The 22,555-nt window shown below is 71.4% G+C and carries 18 protein-coding genes; 9 read left to right on the forward strand and 9 right to left on the reverse strand.

Annotated elements, in window-relative coordinates; translation table 11 throughout:
* The first annotated feature begins 35 nt into the window (after positions 1-35).
* Together KF684_06160 and KF684_06165 are read left to right on the forward strand one after the other, a co-directional pair.
* The gene (locus KF684_06160) at positions 36-554 is read left to right on the forward strand and encodes a hypothetical protein (GenBank protein MBX3352500.1); all 519 of its coding nucleotides are present in this window, start codon (positions 36-38) and stop codon (positions 552-554) included.
* Between the two features lie 99 nt (positions 555-653).
* The gene (locus KF684_06165) at positions 654-2,912 is read left to right on the forward strand and encodes a DUF2339 domain-containing protein (GenBank protein MBX3352501.1); all 2,259 of its coding nucleotides are present in this window, start codon (positions 654-656) and stop codon (positions 2,910-2,912) included.
* Position 2,913: 1 nt separating this feature from the next.
* On the opposite strand, the gene KF684_06170 is transcribed toward KF684_06165, so the two are convergent.
* Together KF684_06170 and KF684_06175 are read right to left on the reverse strand one after the other, a co-directional pair.
* Positions 2,914-4,026 carry a hypothetical protein gene (locus KF684_06170; GenBank protein ID MBX3352502.1) on the reverse strand — a complete coding sequence of 371 codons (1,113 nt, stop codon included), beginning with the start codon at positions 4,024-4,026 and terminating at the stop codon, positions 2,914-2,916.
* A gap of 106 nt (positions 4,027-4,132) precedes the next feature.
* On the reverse strand, positions 4,133-5,275 hold the full coding sequence (locus tag KF684_06175; GenBank protein ID MBX3352503.1) for a DUF1573 domain-containing protein: 1,143 nt from the start codon (positions 5,273-5,275) through the stop codon (positions 4,133-4,135).
* A 315-nt stretch (positions 5,276-5,590) separates the two neighbouring features.
* Here KF684_06175 and KF684_06180 point away from each other — a divergent pair, with 315 nt between their 5' ends.
* The 3 genes from KF684_06180 (at position 5,591) to serC (ending at position 9,034) form a co-directional block, all read left to right on the forward strand.
* Positions 5,591-6,832, forward strand: coding sequence for a DUF1015 domain-containing protein (locus KF684_06180; protein MBX3352504.1), 1,242 nt, complete (start codon positions 5,591-5,593; stop codon positions 6,830-6,832).
* Between the two features lie 45 nt (positions 6,833-6,877).
* Positions 6,878-7,861 carry a hypothetical protein gene (locus KF684_06185; GenBank protein ID MBX3352505.1) on the forward strand — a complete coding sequence of 328 codons (984 nt, stop codon included), beginning with the start codon at positions 6,878-6,880 and terminating at the stop codon, positions 7,859-7,861.
* A 63-nt stretch (positions 7,862-7,924) separates the two neighbouring features.
* Complete coding sequence (gene serC, locus KF684_06190) at positions 7,925-9,034, forward strand: 3-phosphoserine/phosphohydroxythreonine transaminase (protein MBX3352506.1); 1,110 nt, start codon at positions 7,925-7,927, stop codon at positions 9,032-9,034.
* Between the two features lie 97 nt (positions 9,035-9,131).
* Here serC and KF684_06195 read toward each other — a convergent pair whose 3' ends face one another.
* Positions 9,132-10,724, reverse strand: a complete 1,593-nt coding sequence (locus KF684_06195) for an adenylyltransferase/cytidyltransferase family protein (GenBank protein ID MBX3352507.1) — start codon at positions 10,722-10,724, stop codon at positions 9,132-9,134.
* A 52-nt stretch (positions 10,725-10,776) separates the two neighbouring features.
* Between KF684_06195 and KF684_06200 the strand changes: the two genes are divergently transcribed.
* On the forward strand, positions 10,777-11,952 hold the full coding sequence (locus KF684_06200) for a glycosyltransferase (GenBank protein MBX3352508.1): 1,176 nt from the start codon (positions 10,777-10,779) through the stop codon (positions 11,950-11,952).
* 12 nt (positions 11,953-11,964) lie between these two features.
* On the opposite strand, the gene KF684_06205 is transcribed toward KF684_06200, so the two are convergent.
* The 4 genes from KF684_06205 to KF684_06220 are packed head-to-tail and all read right to left on the reverse strand — an operon-like array spanning position 11,965 to position 16,482.
* Positions 11,965-12,921 (reverse strand): hypothetical protein, encoded by a 957-nt coding sequence (locus tag KF684_06205; GenBank protein ID MBX3352509.1) that lies wholly within the window; start codon positions 12,919-12,921, stop codon positions 11,965-11,967.
* Between the two features lie 19 nt (positions 12,922-12,940).
* Entirely contained in the window at positions 12,941-15,010 is a 2,070-nt protein-coding gene (locus tag KF684_06210; protein ID MBX3352510.1) for a VWA domain-containing protein, read from the reverse strand.
* 33 nt (positions 15,011-15,043) lie between these two features.
* Positions 15,044-15,814 carry a class I SAM-dependent methyltransferase gene (locus tag KF684_06215; GenBank protein MBX3352511.1) on the reverse strand — a complete coding sequence of 257 codons (771 nt, stop codon included), beginning with the start codon at positions 15,812-15,814 and terminating at the stop codon, positions 15,044-15,046.
* The gene (locus KF684_06220) at positions 15,811-16,482 is read right to left on the reverse strand and encodes a hypothetical protein (protein ID MBX3352512.1); all 672 of its coding nucleotides are present in this window, start codon (positions 16,480-16,482) and stop codon (positions 15,811-15,813) included. Before KF684_06220 ends, KF684_06215 begins: the two co-directional genes overlap by 4 nt.
* Positions 16,483-16,505: 23 nt before the next feature.
* Between KF684_06220 and KF684_06225 the strand changes: the two genes are divergently transcribed.
* Both KF684_06225 and rpiA read left to right on the forward strand, forming a co-directional pair.
* Positions 16,506-17,363: an RNA methyltransferase gene (locus KF684_06225; GenBank protein MBX3352513.1), complete on the forward strand. Its 858-nt coding sequence runs from the start codon at positions 16,506-16,508 to the stop codon at positions 17,361-17,363.
* A complete protein-coding gene (gene rpiA / locus KF684_06230) occupies positions 17,360-18,046 on the forward strand; it encodes a ribose-5-phosphate isomerase RpiA (protein ID MBX3352514.1) in 687 nt (228 codons plus the stop codon). Before KF684_06225 ends, rpiA begins: the two co-directional genes overlap by 4 nt.
* Position 18,047: 1 nt before the next feature.
* Here rpiA and KF684_06235 read toward each other — a convergent pair whose 3' ends face one another.
* A complete protein-coding gene (locus KF684_06235) occupies positions 18,048-19,043 on the reverse strand; it encodes a threonylcarbamoyl-AMP synthase (protein MBX3352515.1) in 996 nt (331 codons plus the stop codon).
* Entirely contained in the window at positions 19,040-20,875 is a 1,836-nt protein-coding gene (locus KF684_06240) for a TolC family protein (GenBank protein ID MBX3352516.1), read from the reverse strand. Before KF684_06240 ends, KF684_06235 begins: the two co-directional genes overlap by 4 nt.
* Positions 20,876-21,036: 161 nt before the next feature.
* Here KF684_06240 and KF684_06245 point away from each other — a divergent pair, with 161 nt between their 5' ends.
* On the forward strand, positions 21,037-22,536 hold the full coding sequence (locus tag KF684_06245; GenBank protein MBX3352517.1) for a hypothetical protein: 1,500 nt from the start codon (positions 21,037-21,039) through the stop codon (positions 22,534-22,536).
* The last annotated feature ends 19 nt before the right edge of the window (positions 22,537-22,555 follow it).

The following is a 22,555-nucleotide window of genomic DNA, read 5'->3' on the forward strand; positions in this document are numbered from 1 at the left end:
GAACCCCACGAGGGTGCGGCTTGTAGCATGGCGCGGTGGCCGATCGAGCGCAACCAAACCTCGGGCCCGCGCGGTTCGCGACGCTCTTTGGCGTGGTGAGCGCCGCGCACGCGCTGATCGGGGGCGCAGGGGCGATCGCGGCGCTCACCGGGGCCGGCAAGCCGGTCGCGCTGGGCACGACGATGCTGGTGGCCGGGGTTTTTGCGGCGAACTTCGCGTTCACCGGGGCCGTGATGGCGGCGCTGTGGCGGACCGACCTGCGACGCTCGCTGCCCGTGGTCTATCCCCCCCTGCTGCTGTGCCTGTTCCTCCTGGTGTGGATCGGCCCGCTGCTGTGGATCCTGGCCGCCCTCACTCTGTACGCGTCCCTCGTGGTCGCCGCGAGAGCGAGGTTCCATTTCGACCGGCGCGTCGTCGTCGCGTCGCCCGGGGCGACCTGCGTCCGGTGTGGGTACGACTTCGCCGGCCTGCCCCGGTCGCGAGCGCCGGTCTGCCCGGAGTGCGGGGCGAGCCGCACGCCAACCCGCGCGAAGCAGCAGCGCAACTCGATGTAGAACATGCATTTAGAGAAAAGTTAATATTTACTTGACATACAGTTAGCAAATGCTAGTCTGGAAGGGTCCCGCAACGCCCCTCGGGGCGAAGGAGCCCGAATGACCGCTTCGCCAGACCACATGCTTCGTCTCCGGGTCGCGGAACTCGCCTGCCGCGTTCAGCGCCTCGAGAACGCTGTGTTCCCAGCCCTCGCGCCCACCCCCGAGCCCGAGAGACCCCTCGCGTCGGAGCCGGACCAGGCCGAGAGCCGGTCGATCCCCACCCGCGAGCTGACCGGGCTGGGCGAGACGCCCACGCGAGCGGCGCAGGACGGCCCGACGCAAACCCACCGGCGATCGTCCTTCGAGATCGAGCGACTCATCGGCGGCAAGACCTTCGCCGCGGCGGGCGCCGTGGCTGTGGTCGTCGCGGCCGGGCTTTTCCTCAAGCTCGCGTACGACCAGGGCTGGCTGGGACGGATCCCCGACGGGTGGAAGTGCCTGAGCGCCGGCGCGTTCGGCGCGGCCCTGCTGGCAGCGGGCGAGATCGCGCTGCGTCGATGGGGTCGTCTGGCGTCGGCCGGGCTGACCTCGGCCGGGCTGGGCGTGATGTACGCGGCGGCGTTCGCGTCGCACGCGATGTACTCCCTGGTGTCGCCCTCCGGCGCGTTCGGGCTGCTCTTCGTGATCGTCGCGCTGGGCGTGGTGCTCGGCAGCCGGGCGAAACTCGCGTTCGTCGCGACGCTCGCGCTTGCCGGGGGGTATCTCGCGCCGATCCTGCTGCGCGATTCCGCGGCGGCGCCGGCGTTCCTGCCCTCCTATCTGCTGGCGTTGCTGGTCACGGGGCTCGTGCTGAACGCGCGCCTCGGGCCGGTGTTCACGGCGCCTCGCGTCGCGGCGCTGCTGGGCACGCTGGGCCTGGGCACGCTGTGGGTGTATGACGCTGGCGCCACGCACCCTGCGCTGGCGATCGCCTTCGTCAGCGCGTGCTGGGCCCTGGTCCACGCCGAGACGGTCTGGGCGTGCCGGCGCGACGATCGATCCGGAGAGCGACACACGAACGCGTGGGAGCGCGCTGCGCCCCGGCTGCTCACGAGCTTCACGCTGACGGCGTGGGCGATCTCCTTCGCGATCCTCGTCCTTGATGATCGCGGGCTGACGACCTGGCACGCGCCGGCGATCGGGGCGGCGCTGACGGGCGCGCTGGCGTTCACGCTCGGGCGCGGGCTGGCGGTTCTGCGCGCGCCGGTGGATCGCGCGTCCTCGAGTCTGGGCGTCGCGCTCGCGTGCCAGTGCGGCGCGCTGCTGGCGCTCGCGCTGGCGATGGCGCTGAGCGACGAAGCGCTGAGTTTCGCCGGGCTGGCGCTCGCGGTCGCGTCGCTGGCGGCGGCGCGCGCGATCGGCTCTCGCGGGCTGCGCGTCTACGGCGTCGTGGCGTTGGCGCTCGCGACGGCGCGACTCGTCTTCGTCGAGCTGGCGTTCGAGCTGACCAACAGCGGGCTGTTCACGATCTCGCCCTGGAAAACGATCGACCTGGGCGGCGTGGTGCTGACCCGCTGGACGGTGATGGCGTCGCTGGGCTTCCTTTCTTGGACGCTCGCGGCAGTGTTCACGCGCCCGGGCAGCCCGACGAGCGTGCGCGACGCGACGCGCCTGGGCTTCCTGTGGATCGGCGCGACCCTGCTCCTGCTCTCGGTGGTCAGCGACGAAGCGACGACCAGGGGCCTGAGCGTGGCGTGGGTCGTGATCGCGACGGCGTACGCGCTGGGCGCCGCGGCGATGACGCGTTTGCCGGCGCAGCTGTTCGCGAGCGTCGGCGTCTCGATCGCTGCGGTCGCCTGGCTCTCGGGCTGGCCCGTCCTGCGATGGGACGAGGACGCGTCGGCGCCCCTGCTGCACGACGCCCTTTTCGTGGCGCTCGCGCTCGGGGCGGGGTACGCCGTCGTCCGGTGGGCGACCCGCCGCGCGACGATCCTGCCGGAGATCGGCGGCGGAGTGCGCGCGATGTGCGCGGCAGGCGTGGTCGGAGTCGCGTTCATCGCCAGCTCGGCGGAGGTCGCGCGCCTGGCGTCGCTGCATATCGAGGATGAGACAGCCAAGCTCGCGTCGCTGACGCTGTGGTGGGCGATCTTCGCGTCGGGCATGATCGTCGCGGGGTTCGTGCGCTCGGTCCCCCTCGTGCGTCACGCCGGGCTGGCGCTGCTCGCGACGGCGGCGGCGAAAGCGGTCGGGATCGACCTCTCGTCGGTCGAGCCGGCGTGGAGGGTCGCGAGTCTGCTGGGCGTCGGGCTGTTCATGCTCGGCGTGGCCGCCGGGTACACGCGCGTGTCGCGCGCCGCGTCGTCGAAAGACACCACGGAGAAGGAGCGTGCGGCCTAGTTCATCGCGCGCCCTTGGCCGGCTCGCGCTCGAGGGCCGCGTCGAGACTCTCGTCCTGCGTGGTGAAGTAGAGGTCGATCACGCCCGGCTGCGCCTCGCCGCGCCAGTCGCGGACGATGCGCCCGTTCTGCACGAGCAGGGTGATGGGCGTCTGGTTGCCCCACGACCAGGTCGGGATCTTGAGCGGGATCAGGTCCTCCCACTCGATCGCGAGGATCCCCATCGCGGCCTTCCCGGCGGCGAGGTCTTCCTCGTAGATCTGGCGCGCGTCGGTCCACTCGGGCAGGTGCTTCTGGCAGATGTCGCAGTTGCGGTTGTAGACATAGATCAGCCAGGGCAGCGGCGCGTCGGGCGATGACGCCTTCGCGAGGTCGTCCATCCACGCGGGCTTCGCGGCCTGCCCCAGCGCGCCGCGCTCGAAGGCGCGCGGCAGGCGCAGCAGCGCGTCGCGCGCCGTGACGCGCCCGGTCTCGACGGCGGCGCCGAAGTCCTCGCCTCCGGGCCGGTCGGTGGGCGCAGCGGGCTGCGCCGCGTCGGGAGGCGTGGTGGGCGAGGGGATCGTTTCGGAAGGGGGTTCGATCTCGCGGAAGATGTCGCCGAAGTCGGCGTCGTGCTCGCCCGGGGGCGTGGCGTGGCGGCTGTACATCGCGCCGGCGACCAGGAGCGTGGGGGCAAGAACGAGCGTGAGGGCGAAGCCCCAGGGGCGCAGGCCCCAGGCGCGCGCGAGCCACGCGCTCATGAAGACGATGGCCGCGTCGAGCGTGAGCGTGATGTGGGGCGGGATGGAGATGCCCCCGAAGCAGCCGCAGGACTCGGCCCCGATGATGAGCCGGTGGAGCGCGACGCCCACGAACCCGCTGAACATCGCGGCGATGAAGGCCCACATGACGCCCCATCGATGGAGCGCCAGGAGCATGAGCCCGACGACCGCCTCGAAGATCGCCTGATACTCGCCCGGGATGGGCTCGATCTGGTCGACGGGCTTGGTGGTGAGCAGTTTGCCGTAGACGCCCAGCGCGAGGAAGGCCACGACGCCGAGGGCCGCGACGAGGGAGATAACTTTTTTGAAATGGTCGGGTCGTCGCGCCGGGGCGCGCCGGGGTGTGTCGGACATCGTCGTGCTCGCGGCGGGGTGCGATGCGTGGGTTCGGAGACGAAAGACGCCGGCGACGGGGGATCCCCATCGCCGGCGCGGAGTGTGTGCGCGGGGCGCGGCGGGATCAGCGGGCCGCGCGCGGGTCGGGGCGCATGGCGAGACGCCCGAAGACCCAGTAGGTCTCCTCGGTGTCGCGCCACTTGATGGTGACGGGCTCGTTGATGAGGGTCGAGCCGTTCGCCGGCAGGGTGCCCACGACGGTGACCTCGAAGGCGTAACCCTCGTCGGTGCGCTCGGACTTCACGAGCGAGAACTTGAGGTGCTCGCTCTTGCCGGAGACGGTGGGCATGCCGGGCTCATCCTCGGAGCGCCGGCGTTCCTTCACGTTGATGGTGAAGGTCGAGGGCTGGCCCGGGGTGACGTAGCCGAGCATGGAGCGATCGGCGCCGAGCTGCCAGGCGCGCCTGGGGTCGGGGCGCGGCATGATGGCCGGGTGCAGGACGCGCAGGTCGACGACCGGCGCGTCGGGATGATCGGTCTCGACGACCCACCACAGGGGCAGGTCCTTCGAATCGACGCCGCGGATGTTCCAGACGAGGGAGTACTCGCTCTTCGGGCTGTCCTTGGCGGCGTCGAAGTCCTTGAAGACCGCAGGGGCCCCGTTGACGGAGAGGATGTTGAAGGGCTTGCCGTTGATCTCGGTGACGCGGACCTCGCCGGTGTCGGACTGGAAGGCGCCGACAAAGACGGGGTCGGCCTTGATGTCGTACGCGACATCGGCGGTGACCCAGACCTCGAACGGGGGCGCGTAGCCCTCGACATAGACGCGCACGGTGCGCTGCATGGAGCCGATGAACTCGCCGGCGTCGAGCGTCGCGGTGAGCTCGACCGACTCGCCCGGGGCGAGGGTGCGCTTGGGGAGTTCGGCGACGGTGCACGAGCACGAGGAGTTGACGCGCGCGATGTTGATGGTCTCGGCGCCGGTGTTCGTGAGGGTGATCGTGCCGGTCTTCTTGCCGTGGGGGCGGATGACGCCCATCTCGACCTTCTCGGGGGAGGCCTTGAGGGGCGGGATCATGCGCCGGACCTGCTGACCGTCGGTGGGCGCGCTCTGAGGGGCGACGCGCACGCCGTCCTGCGTCACGGGTCGCGGCTGCGCAGGGGCGGCGGGCTCCGCGGGTCGCGGGGGCTGCGCGCCGCCGCCGCCGAGCTGGGCGATGGACGCGCTGGAGAGGGCCACCGTCGCGCCGAGGGCGCCCGCGAGCATCACGCCGGCTCGCCGGGAAAGTTCACACCGTTTTGACCTGTTCATCGCACACTTTCTCCTCGATCAGACACTTAGGGGGTCGTGGCCTTCTGACGCGCTCGCGCCCGGGGGGTTCCAACTCCCCGGGGCGAATCGCCGGCCGGGCGCCCACCCGCCCGAAGCATGGCCCCCGGACGGGTCGTCGGCAACGCCCGAGAACGCACTATTCGCCCCCGGGGCGCTCCCCGGCGCTCGCATCCGGCCCCGACCTCGATACCCTTCCTTCCCACGCGGCACGACCGGATCGCCGCGGCCTGCCCCCCTCCGACGCCCCCGATGCCGCGCATCTCCCCCTTCCACGCCGTCCGACCCCGACCCGAGCAGGTCGGGCGGGTCGTCGGTCTCCCCCACGACGTCGACTCTCGCGAGGAGGCCATCCGGCTCTCGCGCGACAACCCGTCGTCGTTCCTCCATGTCGTGCACGCGGAGGCGGATGTTCCCGAGCCCCTCGTCGAGGGCGACGCACGCGTCCCGGCGCAGGCGGCCAAGGCCTTCAAGCGCCTGCTCGACGAGGGCGTCTTCGTGCGCGACGACGCGGCGCGGGTCTTCGTGTATCGCCAGTCGGGAGAGGTCGCCGGCGAGTTTCATTCGCAGACCGGCCTGCTGTGCTGCGTCGACCTTCGCGACTACGACGAGGGGCGCATCAAGAAGCACGAGAAAACGCTCTCGGCGAAGGAAGACCGGCACGTCGCGCACTTGCTCGCCGTGCGCGCCCACGCCGCGCCCGTGCTGCTGGCCTGCCGCGACGACGAGCGGATCAAGTCCCTGCTTCGCGAGCACACCTCCAGGGCGCCGCTCTACGACTTCACGGACGCGATCCGGCACGAGGTCTGGGCGGTCGAGGACGGTTCGGCGTTCGTCGAGGCCTTCGGGCGTCTGGACGGCGCGTACATCGCCGACGGGCACCATCGCAGCGCCGCCGCGTCTCGCGTCGCGTCCACGCTGCGCGAGGAGCGCGGCGCCGGGCGGGGCGACCTGGAGTGCGACCGCTACCTCGTCGCGCTCTTTCCGGCGAGCGAGCTGAAGATCCTTCCCTTCCACCGGGCCATCCGCGACCTGCGCGGGCTCACCCCGGCGCAGTTCCTCGACGCGCTGGCGAGGGTCGCCGACATCGCCGACGCGTCGACCCCCGAGCCGGGCGGCGCGGGCACGGTCGGCGTGCGCATCAAGGGCGTCCCCGGCTGGCGGCGCGCGACCTTCCACGCCGATCGCGTCGACCGCGACGATCCCGTCCGCTCGCTCGATGTGTCGCTCCTCGCGGACCTCGTGCTCGAGCCCATCCTGGGCGTGACCGACCCGCGCAGCGACCCGCGCATCGAGTGCGTCCCCGGGGCGCGAGGCGTCGGGGAGCTCGAGCGCATGCTCGACGAAGGCGAGGCCGAGGTCGTCTTCACGCTCCACCCAACCGCGATCGGGCAGCTCCTCAGCGTCGCCGACGCGAACAAGACCATGCCCCCGAAAAGCACCTGTTTCGAGCCCAAGATCCGCCCGGGCCTGCTCGTCCATATGCTTGACTGAACACACCGACACCCGGGAACGAAGAACGAAGGAGCGCGATCAACGATGAAGGTTCTCATCGCGGACAAGTTCGAGAAGGCCGGCGTCGAGGGGCTCAAGCGCCTCGGCTGCGAGGTCGTCTCCCTCCCCGACGCCACCGCAGACGACATGGGCTCGCTGCTCGCCGAGCACGCGCCCGAGGTCCTCATCGTGCGCTCCACCAAGGTCAAGGCCCCGGCCTTCGCCCAGGCCGAGTCGCTCAAGCTCATCGTGCGCGCCGGCGCCGGCGTCGACAACATCGACCTCGACGCCGCCACGAAGCACGGCGTGTTCGTCGCCAACTGCCCCGGCATGAACTCCTCCGCCGTCGCCGAACTCACCTGGGCCCTCATCCTCGCCTGCGACCGGCGCGTGCCAGACCAGGCGCAGCAGCTCCGCGAGGGCAAGTGGAACAAGAAGGAGTTCGGCAAGGCCCGCGGCCTGCGCGGGCGCACCCTCGGCATCGTCGGGCTCGGCTCCATCGGCAAGGAAGTCGCGAATGTGGGCAGGGCCTTCGGAATGCCCGTGCTCGTCTGGTCGCGCTCCCTCACCGACGACGCCGCCCGCGAACTGGGCGTCGCGCGCGCCGCCACGCCCCTCGATGTCGCGAAGAACGCCGACGTCATCAGCGTGAACATCGCCGCTAACGCCGACACCAAGGGCATGATCGACCGCGCGTTCTGCGACGCGATGAAGCCCGGCGCGATCTTCGTCAACACCAGCCGCGGCAGCGTCGTCGACGAGAAGGCCCTGCTCGACGCGATCACCGGCAAGGGCGTCCGCGCCGGGCTCGATGTCTTCGAGAACGAGCCGACCACCCCAACCGGCGAGTTCACCAACGACCTACTCAAGCAGCCCGGCGTCGTCGGCACGCACCATGTCGGCGCGTCGACCGATCAGGCGCAGGACGCCATCGCGGGCGAGACCGTCCGCATCGTCGAGCAGTTCAAGAAGACCGGAACACCCCCGAACACCGTCAACAAGCCGCAGAAGAAGCCCGCGGCCGTCTGACCAACGACTTCACGCACGCACCGACCTGAGCCGCAAGCACACCGCCTGAAAGGACCACGCCAGATGCACACCCGCAAGACCTTCAATTTCTCCGCCGGCCCCGGCGTCCTCGCCGAGAGCGTGCTGAAGCAGATCCAGAAGGACATCTGGGACATCCACGGCACCGGCATCGGCGTGCTCGAGCACTCCCATCGCGGCGGGTCGATCGACCGCGTCTTCGACGAGACGCAGGCGCTCTTCCGCGAACTCGCCGGCATCCCCGACAACTACAAGATCCTCTTCATGACCGGCGGCGCCAGCGCGCAGTTCCACCTGCTGCCGATGAACTTCCTCGCCGGCACGAACAAGACCGCCGACTACATCGACACGGGCGTCTGGGCCAACAAGGCCTACAAGGAAGCCAAGGCCCTCGCGAGCGTCCACCTCGCCGGCTCCAGCGAGGACAAGAACCACTCGTACATCCCCGGCAAGGACGCGCTGAAGTTCTCGGCGTCGCCCGCCTATGTGCACTACTGCTCCAACAACACGATCTACGGCACCGAGTGGCACCGCATGCCGGAAGCCCCCTCGGGCGTGCCGATCGTGTGCGACATGTCGTCCGACATCTTCTCGCGACCGCTCGATGTGACGAAGTTCCACTTCATCTACGCCGGCGCGCAGAAGAACCTCGGCCCCGCGGGGACGACGATCGTCATCGCGCGCGAGGACTTCCTCGAGCAGGGCAGCAAGACGATCCCCTCGCTGTGCCAGTACCGCGAGTACGCGAAGAACGACAGCCGCCCGAACACGCCCCCGGTGTTCCCGATCTACGCCGTTGGCGAGGTGCTGAAGTGGATCAAGAGCGAGGGCGGGCTGAAGGCCATGCAGAGCCGCAACGAGGCGAAGGCCAAGCCCCTCTACGACTTCCTCGACGCGCAGGACTTCTTCCGCGCCCACGCCCAGAAGGGCTCGCGCTCGCTGATGAATGTGACCTTCCGCCTGCCGACCGAGGACCTCGAGAAGCAGTTCATCAAGGAGGCGACCGCCGCGGGCATGGACGGCCTGAAGGGCCACCGCTCCGCCGGCGGCATGCGCGCGTCGATCTACAACGCTTTCCCGCCCGAGGGCGTGACGGCGCTGGTCGCGTTCATGGAGAAGTTCGCGAAGGCGAATGCGAACAAAGCGATGGCGTGATCTTTCCCCCCTCCCGCTCGCGAGATGGGCCGGGGGAGGGTCTTCATCGAACAGCACGTACCACGGGTCGGGCGCTCGCGTCCGGCCCGTGTTCGTTTCACGCCACCGCGTGCGTGCCCCGGTCCTCGCGCCGTTCGCGCCGCTTCATCGCGCGGGCGACGCTTTCGAACTCGTCCTCGACGCGATCCAGCAAGGGCTCGAGCACCAGCGGGCGGTTGCCGGGCGTCTCGGCCTCGATCGCGGCGCCGATCGATCCCAGCAGCAGCGCGTCGAACAGCCCGCCCCCGGCGGCGAGCGTGAGCCCGACGACGCTGAGCATCGCGTCGCCGCAGCCCAGCGGGTCGACGGCGCGAGGGGCGAAACTGGGGAGGAAGTCGTTGAGCATGCGACCCGACGAATCCTTGCGCGTCGCGTCGAAGGCGACTGCGCCGTCTTCGCCGAGTTTCACGAGAACATGCTTCGCCTGGGCGCGCGCGGCGATGGAGCCGGCGAGGGTCGCCACGCCGTCGGTGGGGTTCTGGAGCGCGCTACGGAGTTCGCTCTCGGTGGGCATGAGCACATCGCAGCCCTTGAGGGCGAGCAGGTCGGCGCGCGGACCCGAGACATCGCCCAGCATGACGCGGGTGCGAGGGCGCAGGAGTTTGATGAGCCGGCCCAGCGTGTCCTGCGAGAGGGCGCCGTAGCCGAAGTCGATCAGCGCGACGACATCCCACGCCGGGGCGGCGTTCTCGATCTCGCGCACGAAGTCGTCGACGCTGTGGCGCGAGAACGCCGGGGGCGGCGCGTCGTCGAGTTTCAGCAGTTTCTGGCCCTTCGCGAGGTATCGCCTCTTGCGAGGGATGCGCCCGGCGTGGCGCAGCGGGATCGTGTCGATCGCGTGGTCGTCGCACATCCTCAGCAGTTGGCCGCTGCTGCGCCCGCGCCCGACGGGCGTCGCGAGCGTGACCTTGGCGCCAAGCCCTCGCAGGTGCTGGGCGATGATCGCGGCCCCGCCCATGAAGCGCTCTTTCCCGACGAGCGTGGCGTTCATCATGGGCGACTCCCCCGCGATGTGCGTGGGGTCGCAGTGCATGTACTCGTCGAGAATGGTGTCGCCCACGACCAGGCAGCGCAGCCCGGCGGCGTGCTCCAGAAGTTTGCGCAGGCCGCGCTCGGTCTGGTGGTGGCGCTGCAGATAGCCCGCGACGCGATCGGCGGTGAGCGCCCAGTCTCGCGAGCGGGTGTTGATGATGCTCGTGGAGGAATAGACGACATCGCCCGAGGAGAAGAGGACCTTGCCCCCGTAGGCGAGCACGACATCGCGCTCGGCGGCGAGGCGGGCGTCGTGGGCGTCCTTGTACTCGGCGCCTTTCACATAGCGGTCGGGCTTGATGGCCTGCAGCGTGTCGACGGCGGTGGGCGAGGGGGACACGACGACGAGGTCCACGCACTCGAGGGCCGCGAGGTTCTCGGCGCGCAGGCGCTCGGGCACGAGCGGGCGACCGAGGCCCTTGTCGATGACGGCGTCAGCGGAGACCGAGACGACGAGCATGTCGCCCTGCGCCCTGGCCCAGAGCAGGTGGCGGAGGTGGCCGGGGTGGACGATGTCGAAACACCCGTGGCACATGACGACGGTGCGTCCGCGGCGCTGGGCGTCGCGGGCGGTGGTGGCCGCCTGGGCGATGGAAACAACCTTCTGGGCCTGATTCACGCTGAAGTTATCGTCCCTTTCCGGACGATGGCTGAACCGGAGTCTTCGCACAATGAGCCGCTTCAGCGTGATCATCGCGACGCGGAACCGGGCCGCGGCCCTGAGGGAGACGCTCCGCGCACTTCCTGCCGACGCCGAGGTGCTGGTCGTGGATAACGCGTCGACGGACCTGACCGGCAGCGCGGTGCGCGACGCGAGGCCCGACGCGACGCTCATCAGGCTCGACGAGAATCTGGGCCCGACGGCCAAGCAGATCGCGCTGGAGCGTGCGACACGCGAGTACGTCGTGGCGCTGGATGACGACTGCGCCCCCCTCCCCGAGTCGTGGGGCCCGATGGAGCGCCGGCTCGACACCGACCGGCAGCTCGCGTGCGCGGGCTTCGGGGTGCGTCTGCCGGGCGGGCAGTGGGAGTGCGGGGCTTTGCCGCGGGTGTTCGTCGGCGCCGCCGTCGCGTTCCGGCGCGAGGCGCTGCTGGGCGCCGGGGGCTATGACCGTCGGCTGTTCATGCAGGCGGAGGAGTACGACATCGTGTACCGGCTCGCGGCCCGCGGGTGGGAGTGCGCGGTGTTCCACGACCTGGTGGCGATCCATCGCAAGCACCAGAGCGGGCGTCGCCCGTCGCGCACGATCTATCTCGACGCGCGGAACAACATCAGCCAGGCGCTGCGCTACCTGCCTGCGCCCTGGCGCGCGATGTACGCGAAGGCGTGGACGGAGCGGTACCTCGCGCTTGGGCGCACGGCGCAGTCGCCCTGGGCGGCGCGCCGGGGCGTGCTGGCGGCGCACGCGGCGCCCTCTTTGCGGTCACGGCGCACGCTGGACGAGCGGATCTTCGACGACCTGTTCGGTCGCGCCCGGATCGAGGGCGCGTTCCGTCGCCTGCACGCGTCGGGCGTTCGGCGCGTGGTGTTCGCGACGCTGGGGAAGAACATCCCGATGTACCTGGAGTGCGCGCGGCGCGTCGGCGTGCGCGTCGAGGCGATCGCGGACGACCGCTTCGTGCATGCCGGCATTCGCTGGTGCATGGGCACGCCGCTGCTGGAATCCTCGCAGGCGAGGACGGAGCGATTCGACGCGGTGGTGGTGAGCAACAGCGCGCCGCTGTTCGCGCACGAGACCGCGCGACGCTGGCGCACGATCACCAATCGGCCGGTCTACGCGTTCGAGGCGATCGACCCCGAGCGGTTCGCGTGCGATGTGGAGCACCGCGGGCTGGGGGCGGCGTGAACGCTCGGCGCATCAGAACCGGAACACGGCGCTGAGCCCGATGAAGGGCGCGGGCTCGAACTCCTGCTTGCCGAAGGTGCGCCCGTTGGAGTCGAGCGAGGTGAGCTTTGACCACACGATGGCGCCGCCCTCGACGCCCAGCTCGATCCTGTTGGACGGGCGGTACTTGGCCTCGAGCCCGAGGATGACGGCGCGTTCGCGCGCCACGCCGTCGGGGTTCACGGCGCGCGAGTCGTCGAGGCGCCAGTCGCGCAGCTCGTAGTTGCCGAACGCGCCGACGGTCCAGTGCTCCGCGACCTGGTAGGACAGCAGCAGCCCGAGCTCGCGCGAGACGAGGCGGAGCTTCTCGTCGATGCGCCAGTCGATGCCGATCAGGGGAATGATGAGCGCGTCGTCCTCGATCTGCGAGCCGGCGGCGATGCCGAAGGTGAACGCGAGGTCCTTGCTGACGCGGTATTCGGCGCCGACGACGCCGCGCAGTTCGAGAGAGTCTTCGAGATCGGCGCCCGACTCGAAGGCGAGGCGCACATCGACGCCGACAAGCCAGCTCCAGACCTCGTCGACGCGGTTGAAGAGCGTCGCGCCGAGCCGGTAGCTCTGGAGGTGGTCCCAGGGGTCGTCGGCGCCGGGCATGACGCCCTGCACGTCGTCGAAGTCGTAGTAGGACTGCGAAGTTGACGCGGCGATACGGAGGCGCATCGAGTCGTTGAGCGACGTGGTCCACGCGAGCGTCGCGTCGAGACGCCCGAGGTCGTACGACCCTGTCTGCTTGCCGTCGGCGCCGAACGCGCCGCGCCCGCGGATGTCGAGCTCGATGAACGAGCGCGCCGACTCGATCTCGTCGAGGGTGCGCTCGAGCCGCTCGGGCCTGTCGGGGGAGAGGGGCTGATTCTCTGGCGCGTAGGGGTTGGCGCAGAGCGCGACCGACGATGCGAAAAGGGGAAGGACGCGGAGGGGTGTGGCTCGCATTCGGGCGCAATGTAGCCAGTCAGACGCGCATCCGCCACGCGAAGAGCAACCACTCCATCGCCAGGAAAAGCACCGAGGCGAGCGCAAACAGGTGCCAGATTTCCCGGGGGGCCGCCTCGCCCGCCCTGACGGCGTCGGAGTCGCGCGTCGTGATGGGGAGGCGGTCGGCCGCCCGGATGGCGCTTTCCCGCGCGTCGGCGAGGTTGACCGGCGCGACGGCGTCCTCGGGCAGCGCCCCGGCGAGCGAATACAGACCCGCGCGTGTGGGAATCCCGAGCGAGACCCTCGAGGCGGACCCGTCGGCGGGCGCGCGGGCTTCGAGCGTGGCCGGCCCGGTCGCCTCGATCCGCGCGGCGCCGGGCGCCGGGCGGACGACCAGGGGCTGCGCCGTGGTGAACGCCCGGCCCGCGGCGCTGGCGCGCGGCGCGAGCGCCTCGACCGTGTTCGCGAGGAACACGAGAAATCCGATGTCGAGGGGCCAGGTGCTCTGCGCCAATTCGAACGCGACGACGACGCGCCCGACGCCGCGATGCTCCAGGAACACGATCAGGGGCGAGCGCTCGCCGAAGGCGATGGGCTCGACGCGCGAGACCCCCGACTCGCCCACGCCCGGGAGCGTGAGCTGGAGGGGCCGGGCGACGAGCGTGTCGCCCAGCGCCACGGCGCGCATCAGCGGGTTCGTGCGCTGCCATGAGACGAACCGCGTCGCGCGCGCCGGGCCACCGAAGGGCTCCAGCACGAGTCCCTCGATCCGCGGCGGCGCGCCGAACGAAACGCTCGGCGTGAGCGGCAGCGCGCCGGTCGTCACGCGGTCGTACACCACCAGATCCGCGGTCAGCGGCGAGCCGGCGGATCGGTCGTTGCGGTCTACGAGCTCGTCGTGCTGGGTCGGCGTCATGACGCGCAGCAGGCGCGGCTCGAGCGCCTCGAGCGCCTCGCGCAGGAAGGAGTCCGGGGACGCGCGGCCGGGAACGGCGCCGACCGGCGCGACCAGCGCGATCGTCACGCCGCCGGGCGGATCGATGACCAGCGACGCGCTGTCGTCGGACGCGAGATCGCCGCCCGGGGTGACGCGCAGCGTGAGCAGCGCGAGCCCCGGCGCGTCGGCCTCGAAGGTGACGGGCGCTTCGCCGGCGCGGAACCCGTCGCTGCCCGGGACCGTGATCGACACGGAGCGGGACGCCCTGCCGTCGATCTCGAGGGTCACCGACGCCTGCGCCGGCTGGCGCGACGCGTTCGCGACGCGCCCGAACACGCGCACCAGCGTCGGAGCGCGCTCGTCGCGCTGGGCGCTGATGGCAACCACGCCGAGGTTCTGCGGGTCGCGCTGCGCGTCGGGCCCGGCCGAGACGAATCGAACCTCGCGAACCGCGGCGGTGAACCTCGTTCGCGCCGATCCGTCGTGCTGCGCCGGGGCGAGGCCGCCGTCGCTGAAGATCACCAGCGTGGGCGCCGACGCCTCGTCGGACTCGTCCGCCGTCGTCTGAGCGGCGAACGCGTCGATGATCTCGAGCGCCGCGCGCAGGTCGGCGGGCTGGTCGGTGGGCTCGACCGAGCGGATCGCGGCGCGGAGCGCGGCGCGATCGCTGGAGAAACTGGCGACGACGCGCGTCTCGGCGGCGGCGACGAGCACCATCGCCTCGGTCCGGTCGGCGCCCCGGGTCGAGCCGAGGTCGAGCGAGTCGAGAAACTCGAGTGCGCGGCGTTTCGCGTCGTCGAGCCGGCTCGCGCCGCCCGACGCGTCTCTCGCGGACATCGAGGCCGACGCGTCGATGAGCAGGATCACGCGCCCGCCGGCCGGGGGCAGGTCGGAGAGCGCCGGGCGCGCGATCGCGGCGCAGAGCAGCAGGAGCGCCAGGAGCTGGAGGAGCAGGACGACGGAGACGCGCAGCCAGCGGAAGGGCGTGTTGACCTGCAGGTCTTCGGCGGCGCGCTGCCAGAGGAAGGACGCGGTCACGCGCACCGGGCGGCGACGGAGCTTGAGGAAGTACAGCAGCAGGAGCGCGGGCACGCTGAGCCCGGCCGCGAGGAGCCCGGCGAAGGGGTCGAGGAAGGTCAGCGCGAGCGTGTGCGTCAGGGGGGCTTGCACCGCGGAAGGGTATCGTCCCGGGGGGAGGGCGGTTCAGTCGCGCCGGGCGACGACATAGACGACATAGTCGTCGTCGAGCTCGAGGCCGGCGTCGATGACGGGGCGGACGTGCAGGTTGCCCTCGTGGTCGATCGCGTCGCCGAGCCGGTTGTGGACCTCGGAGCTCGCGAAGCCGGCGTCGGCGAGCGCGTCGCGCAGCTCGGGGATGGACCAGAGGCGCCAGCGATAGGTGAACGCGTCGGCGATCTCGCGCCCGTCGGGGAGGCGGAAGTGCATCGCGTTCTCGACGATGCCTGTGGTCGGGTCTGCGTCGCGCTGCTCCCAGGTGTAGAGCACCCCGCCGCGGAGCTCCTGGTCGGACTCGCCCACGATGAAGGCGCTGGCGCCGCCGTAGATATCGCAGACGAACACGCCGCCCGGGTTGAGGCGTTCTCGCGCCGATCGCAGATAGCGCAGGAGCGCCGCGCGGGTGTGCCAATAGCCGACGGGGAAGTTGAGCGCGCAGACGATGTCGGCCCGTTCGTTCGCGTCGAGAACATCCTTCTCGACGACCGTGATGCGCTCGAGCTGCGCCGGCGTGGCGCGTGCGCGGAGCGCGTCGAGCGCGCCGGGGTCGTTGTCGACACAGACAGCCAGGTGGGATGGATCGAGGTCGAGCCAGGCGCGGCAGACGGCGGCGCTGCCGCAGAAATCCTCGCGGAGCGTGCGAGGGTGTGCGGCGTGGACGGCTCGCAGGAAGCGTGCCTCCATGTCGGGAGACTGGGCCGCGGCCTCGTAGAGGTCGTACCGATCGACGGCGCTCATTCGGCGCGTGCGCCCAGGAGCATGGCGCGGACCGCCTCTTCCTGCGCCGTCATGAACGCCCTGGGCGCGTGGGCGCGCATGTAGACGGGGCCTCGCGGGCCGCCCTCGATGATCGCGCCGAGGAAGAGGGTGTCGGGCATGGGGACGGGCTGCGTTCCGGGAGTTCCGGACATGTACACGCCCACGTGCTTCGCGATGGTGATCTTGAGATCGCCGCGGCGTTCTTCGGTGAGTTCGGGGAGCGTGGGCTGGTTGGAGGCGTCGAGGACCTGTCGCGCCCAGCGGGTGAGGTTGTCGGGCGCCGAGCCGGCGCCGCGTTCGCCGAAGTGGGTGAACACGATCATCGCGTCGGGGTTGTCCGGGTGGCTGAGCTGGGCGGCGCGCATGGGCCCCGGCGCGTCGAGCGACCAGCCCTGGGGCCGGGGCATCACGAGCCCGGCGACGCCGAAGGACGCGGCGGCGGGGTCGGCCGCGCCCTCGCCCTGGGTCGCGTTGATCGTCACCGGGCCCATCGGGGCGCCGGGGTCGGTCGGGCTGACGGGGTCGGAGGACGAGGAGGGCCCTGTGGCGGTCCCGCTCTGCTCGGGCTTGCAGGCGCTGAGCGTCAGAACGAGCCCGGCGGCGAGCAGGGCGAGGACGGCGCGAGATGTGGCGGTGGATTCTTTCATACGAGGGATGCTAGAACGCTCGCGTGCCCAGCATCGAACGCGTGGCCGATCTCGACGATCCCCGGCTGGACGACTTCCGCGCCACGCGCGAGGGGGACGCGCTGCGCCGTCGGGGCGTCTTCGTGGGCGAGGGGATGCTCGTCCTCCGGCGGATGCTCGCGCCGGACGCGCGCTTCGCGCTGAAGGCGGTTCTGCTCGACGCGCGCCGAGAGGGCGAGGCGCGCGCGCTGCTGGACGCGAGCCCGGTCGCGGGCGACCTGCCGGTGTTCGTGACGGCGCGCGACGCACTGGAGCGCGTGATCGGGTTCCCGTTCCACCAGGGGGTGCTGGCGCTGGGCGAACGGCGTGAGGAGCGCGACGCGCTGTGCGCGCTGGACGAGTTCCTGCGCGACGCGCCGTCCACGGCGCTGATCCTCGACGGGCTGGTCGACCACGACAATATCGGCGCGGCGTTCCGAAACGCGGCCGCCTTCGGCGCGAGCGCCGTGCTGCTGTCGCCGACCTGCGCCGACCCGCTGTACCGCAAGTCGATCCGGACCTCGCTGGGCCACGCGCTGCGCGTGCCCACGGCGCGGTTCGCGAGGGGCGATTGGCCGCGTGGGATGGACGCGCTGCGCGATCGCGGCGTGCTGACCGTGGCGCTGACGCCCGGGGACGACGCGCGCGACATCGACGAGTTCGCCGCGACCCTGGCGCCGGGACGACGGCTGGCGCTGCTGGTGGGCACCGAGGGGCCCGGGCTCTCGGAGCGCGCGATGCGCCTTGCCGACGCTCGGGTTCGCATCCCGATGGCGCCGGGCGCCGATTCGATCAATGTTTCCGCGGCCCTGGCGGTGGCGCTGCACGCGCTGCGGCCACGACCGGGTACACTCGCGCCATGACGACGACAGACACGCTGGCGGAAATGGCGGTCGCCCCGGTGCGCAGCGGGATGGTGGTCGGGCTGGGCACCGGTCGGGCCGCGTCGCGCGGCATACGGGCGCTGGCGGCGCGCGCGCAGCGCGAGGGTCTGTCGATCGAGTGCGTCGCGACGAGCGAGGCGAGCGCCGAGCTGGCGCGCGCGCTGGGGCTGAAGGTCATCGAGTTCGCCGGGGTGGAGCGCGTGGACTATCTGTTCGACGGCGCCGACGAGATCACCGACGACCTGACGATGCTCAAGGGTCGGGGCGGGGCGATGACGCGCGAGAAGCTCGTCGCCAACGCGAGCGTGCAGCGGGTCTACCTCATCGATGAGAGCAAGCGAGTGAAGCGGATCGGGGAGCGGTTCCCCCTGCCGATCGAGGTGATGCCCTTCGCGCTCGCCAGCGTGCGAGCGCGCCTGCGCGCCATCGGCCTCGACGGGCCGGTCCGCGCGCGCGACGACGGCTCGGAGTACCGCACCGACAACGCGTGCGTCGTGATCGACGCGCCGGTGGGGGGAACGATCCACATGCGCGCGCTGAACGACGCGCTCGCGCGCATCGACGGCGTGATCGGGCACGGGCTGTTCCTGTCCGAAGCGGACGAGGCGCTCGTCGAGAGCGCCGACGGGTCGCGCGTCGATCGGATGACGCGCCGGCGCTGACTCACCCGCGCGGCGCGCAGGCGCGCCGGAGGCGATCGCGCACGGCGTCCCACACCGGGCCTTCGCCCCGGGGATGCTCGATGAGGATGCGCTCGGGCCCGAGCTCGTCGGCCTCGTGCAGGGCGGCGTAGAGCCGGTGCGCGTAGGCCCGGTCGGTGGTGGGCATCGCGATGAGCGTCACGCCCTCGCGCACCGGCGCGTCCAGCGGCGCGTGCGAGAGAACGACGACGCTGCCCGTGCCGCGGCCGAGCTCGGCGGCGATCTCGTCGGGGCTGCGCAGGAACGCGGGCGCGTCGGGCGCGTAGTGCGAGGCGAGCCGCCCGGGCGACGCGAGGGCCGAGCCCTCGGCGGCGTCGGCGGCGTGCGTGTCGATGTCGAGCGATTCACCGAGCGCGTCGGCCAGCTCGTCGGCGCCGATCGCGCCCGATCGCAGGATCCGCGCCGGGTCGTGGGCGAGCGAGACCACAGTGGACTCGATGCCGACGCGGCAGGGCCCGCCGTCGAGGACCATCACGGAACGCTCGTCGAACGACTCGCGGACGTGCTCGGCGCAGGTGGGGCTGAGCGAGCCGGAGGGGTTGGCGCTGGGGCCCACGAGCGGGCCCCCGAAGGCGCGCAGCAGCGCGAGCGCGACCGGGTGGTCGGGGCAGCGGACGGCGACGGTGTCTCCCCCCCCGGTCACCTCGCGCGGGACCGAGTCGGCTGCGCGCAGCACGATCGTCAGCGGACCCGGCCAGAACCGGTCGGCGAGCGCCTGGGCCCGCGAGGGCCAGTGCGCGACGACGGCGCGCGCGCCCGAAGCGTCGGCGACGTGCACGATGAGGGGGTTGCTTGGCGGGCGGTTCTTGAGCCGGAAGACCTCGCGGACCGCCGCCGGGCTGCGCGCGTCGGCGCCAAGCCCGTAGACGGTTTCGGTGGGGAAGGCGACGGCGCGCCCCTCGCGCAGTCGCTCCACGGCGGCGGCGATCTCGCCGGCGATGTCGCGCGGCGCGGTCATCGGCCCGCGGGGCGCGACTGCGAACCGTCGGGTCGGGTGCGCGGCTCCCACTCCGTGCCTCGCTCGAGCAGTTCATCCGCGGTGGGCGCGACGAAGCTGATGCCGCGCTTGTCGAGGAGGATGCCCATCGCGTCGTAGAGCTCGGCGAGTGCGATCTTGTAATCGATGATGGCGCCGGACTCCTCGAGCTCGGCCTGCGCGAGCGCTTCCTGGCGGTTGAGCTTGAGGTTGAGGAAGTCGGGCGTCAGGCCGCGCAGCGTCTGCTCTTCGACGAGCAGCGTGCGGAGGTTCTCGGCGGCGGCGATGCGCGAAATCCGCGTCTGCTCGATGAGGGCGTAGCTCGTGACGACGGTGCGCAGCGAGCTCTTGACGAGGAGGACCGAGTTGCGGACCTGGGTGGCGTAGTCGAGCACCGACTGGAGGCGCTCGAGCCGTCGCACGCGGACGACGGCCTCGGGACCGCGGTTGCCGATGGTCTGCTCGAACTGCAGCCCGGCGATGTAATCGACGTAGTCGCTGTCGGCGATATCGCCGAAGGCGTCGCCGAAGCTGTCGTCCAGGCCGGCGAGGGCCGCGCGCAGGTTCAGGTCGAGAAGCGGCAGGCGCGCGTTGTCGGCGAATCGCTGGCGGATCGCGGCGTCGTCGATATTGAGCAGCGCGAGCTGGAGCTCGGGGCGGTTCTGCAGGGCCGAGGTGATGGAGTCGAGCAGGTTGAAGTCGATGGGCGACGCGTCGACGTTCGCCGGGGGCAGGAGGAGCTCTTCGCCTGCGAGCGGAAACTGTTCTGAGTCGAGCAGGGCCTTGAGCTCGTCGGATCGCTGGCGCAGGATGCGCTGGAAGCGGATGAGGTTCGCGCGTCGGGCTTCGACGCGGGCGCGCGCGTCGGAGAACTCGGCGGGTCGCACGTCGAACTCGAGGCGTCCCGCGAGCACGTCGCGCGTCTCGACGCCGCGCTCGAGCAGGCGCTGCTGAATGAGCAGGGCGTGGTGCGCGCGGCTGAGGTTCTGGAACCCGCGCTCGACCTCGCGGACGAGGGTGAGCAGCTCGGACTTGGTGACGAGCGCGGCGCGCCGGGTCTGGTTCTCGGCGAGGCGGACCTCGGCCTCGGCGGAGTCGGACCCGAACCCGCGCAGCAGGGGCTGGTTGAGGCCGAACTCGAGGACCGCGGCGCGCGAGGGGTCGGGCGACAGACTCGTGCCCGGCGTCCTGTCGTTGATGTAGGTGAGGTTCGCGGCGACGTCGAAGGTCCCGCCCTGGCGGAGGGGCTTGCGAACGCCGGTGTTCCAGCGGACGGACTCGTTGACGAGCGCTCCCGATCCGACCGGCGTGTTCCCGATCACGCGCAACGACTGGGGCTGGTCGACGCTGCGCCACTCGACGCCGGTGAAGAACACCCAGTCGAACGCCGCGTCGGCGGCGTCGAGGGCCTCGAGGCTGATCGCCGGCAGGAACGCGGCGCTGCGCAGGTTCAGGTTGTTCTGGACGGCCAGGCGGATCGCGTCATCGAGGGTGATGGTGACGACCGGGGTGTCGTCGCCGAAGAGCCCGGGGCCGGTGTCGGGCTTGACGCCGCGATAGGAGGTCGCCCCGGCCATCGTGGCGAGCTCGTCGAGGCGCTCCTGGGAGAACCCGAGGTCGATCGAGGACTGGGGAGCCGTGGTGCGTGTCTCCGGCGGCTGTTCCCCGAAGGGCGCACGCTGGCGGTCCTCCGTGACGCCCGCGATGCGTCGGAGGGCGTCGGCCCGCTCCTGCTCGAACGGACTCTTCGCGCATCCTGCGGCCAGCACGAGGGCGAGCGCAGAGAGGGTCGCGAGCTGTGGTGACTTCGGCATGCTGACTCCCGAGCGTGGCGACGCGGGTTCTGAAAGTAGCCGCCGTGAGGGGGTTGGTCAAAGGTCCCGGGAACGCGCGCCCTCGGATCGCGTATCTTTATGAGACGCGCCGGCCCGGCCGCGCGCCCACAGCACCCTTCGGACTGGCCCAGGAGACTGGCATGGACCGCTCGACGAAACTGCTCGGCATCGTGGCTTCTTCGCTCCTCACGACGCCCGGGGTCGCGATCGCGACCGCGCCCCTCGCCGCGTTCGCCCTGCTCGGGGCCAGCGCCTCGGCACAGCTGTCGGAAGTCGAACCCTACTACGTCGTCGTCACCGAGGACAACGTGAACCTTCGCTGCGGCGCCGGGCAGGTCTGGTACGCCGTGGGCAAGGTCAACCGGGGCCAGGTTCTTCGCGTCGACGGGCACGAATTCGGCTGGCTGCGCGTGGGATACCCCCAGGGCATCGCCGCGATCGTGCGCTCGCGCGACGCGGAATTCGACGAGAAGTCCGGGGTCGTCGTCCTTGTGCGCGAGAGCCGGCTGCAGGCGAACAACCCGGCTGGCGGCGTGGGCGAGAGCTGGCGTCCCCTGCTGGACTACCCCATGCCTGCCGACAGCGTGCTCCAGCACATCGAAACGATCCGCAGCTCCTCGGGCGAGGTGACCGGCTATCGCGTCGTCGCCCCGGGCGGCGCGAAGGGCTTCATCAGCGACAGTCTCGTCCGCCCTGCAACGGAGTCCGAGGTCCAGACACTCCTCGCGCAGAGCTCTGCGCCCGTCGCGCCGACCACCACCCCCGCGCGCCCGACGCAGTCGCCGACGCCGGCCCCTGCGCCTGTCGAGACGCCAGCCCCGATCGAGACACAGCCCGAGTTCGAGCCCGACGACGATCCGATCTACGCCGACGAGCCCGAGCCGATGCCCGAGCCCGCGCCGACGCCGACGCGCCAGGACCCGGCGCCGGTCGTGCGCGAAGCCGCGCCGACGCAGTCCGGGGACGACGCGACGCGTCGCTTCCCGCCGCCCGCCGCCGACGAGCCGGCGCGTGCGCCGACCCCCACCCCTTCCCAGCCGATCCGGGCCGGGGGTTCGGGCGAGCCGGCGCGCACCGCGCCGATGGCCCCCCCGAGGTTCGAAGACCTGCAGCGCACGCTCGAAGAGGTCATGCGCCAGCCGACCGAGGGCGCGGAGTACGAGCCCCTGATCAACGAGTTCAAGCGTTTCGCGGACTCTCTGCCCGACACGCCCGAGAGTGAGAACGCCCGGCGCGCCGCGATGTCGCGCATCGAGCTGCTGCGCCTTCGCGCCGATCTGCAGCGCACGCTGCAGTCGCTGGCCGAGACCGAGGCGATCGCCGACAGCGGCACGGCGCAGGTCGAGCAGTCGGTGCGGACCGTCAACGAGGCGCCGGCCTACGCGTTCGTGGGGCGCCTCACGACGAGCACGGTCTACACCGGACAGCGCTTGCCGCGCCTCTTCCGCCTGCAGGCGGTCGACTCGGGGCGCACGCTCGCGTACATCACGCCCGACCCGGCGCTCGACCTCGAGGCGAAGCTGGGCAGCGTGGTGGGCGTGGTGGTCAGGCAGTCGCGTCAGGACGCGACGCTCGGCCTGCCGCTGATCGACGCTCGCCGGATCGACCAGATGACGGCGGACCAGATCCGCTCGCGCTGAGCGGCCCGACGATCCGAAC

It is taken from the genome of Phycisphaeraceae bacterium, assembly GCA_019636675.1.
In the GTDB taxonomy this organism is placed as follows: Bacteria; Planctomycetota; Phycisphaerae; order Phycisphaerales; family UBA1924; genus JAHBXC01.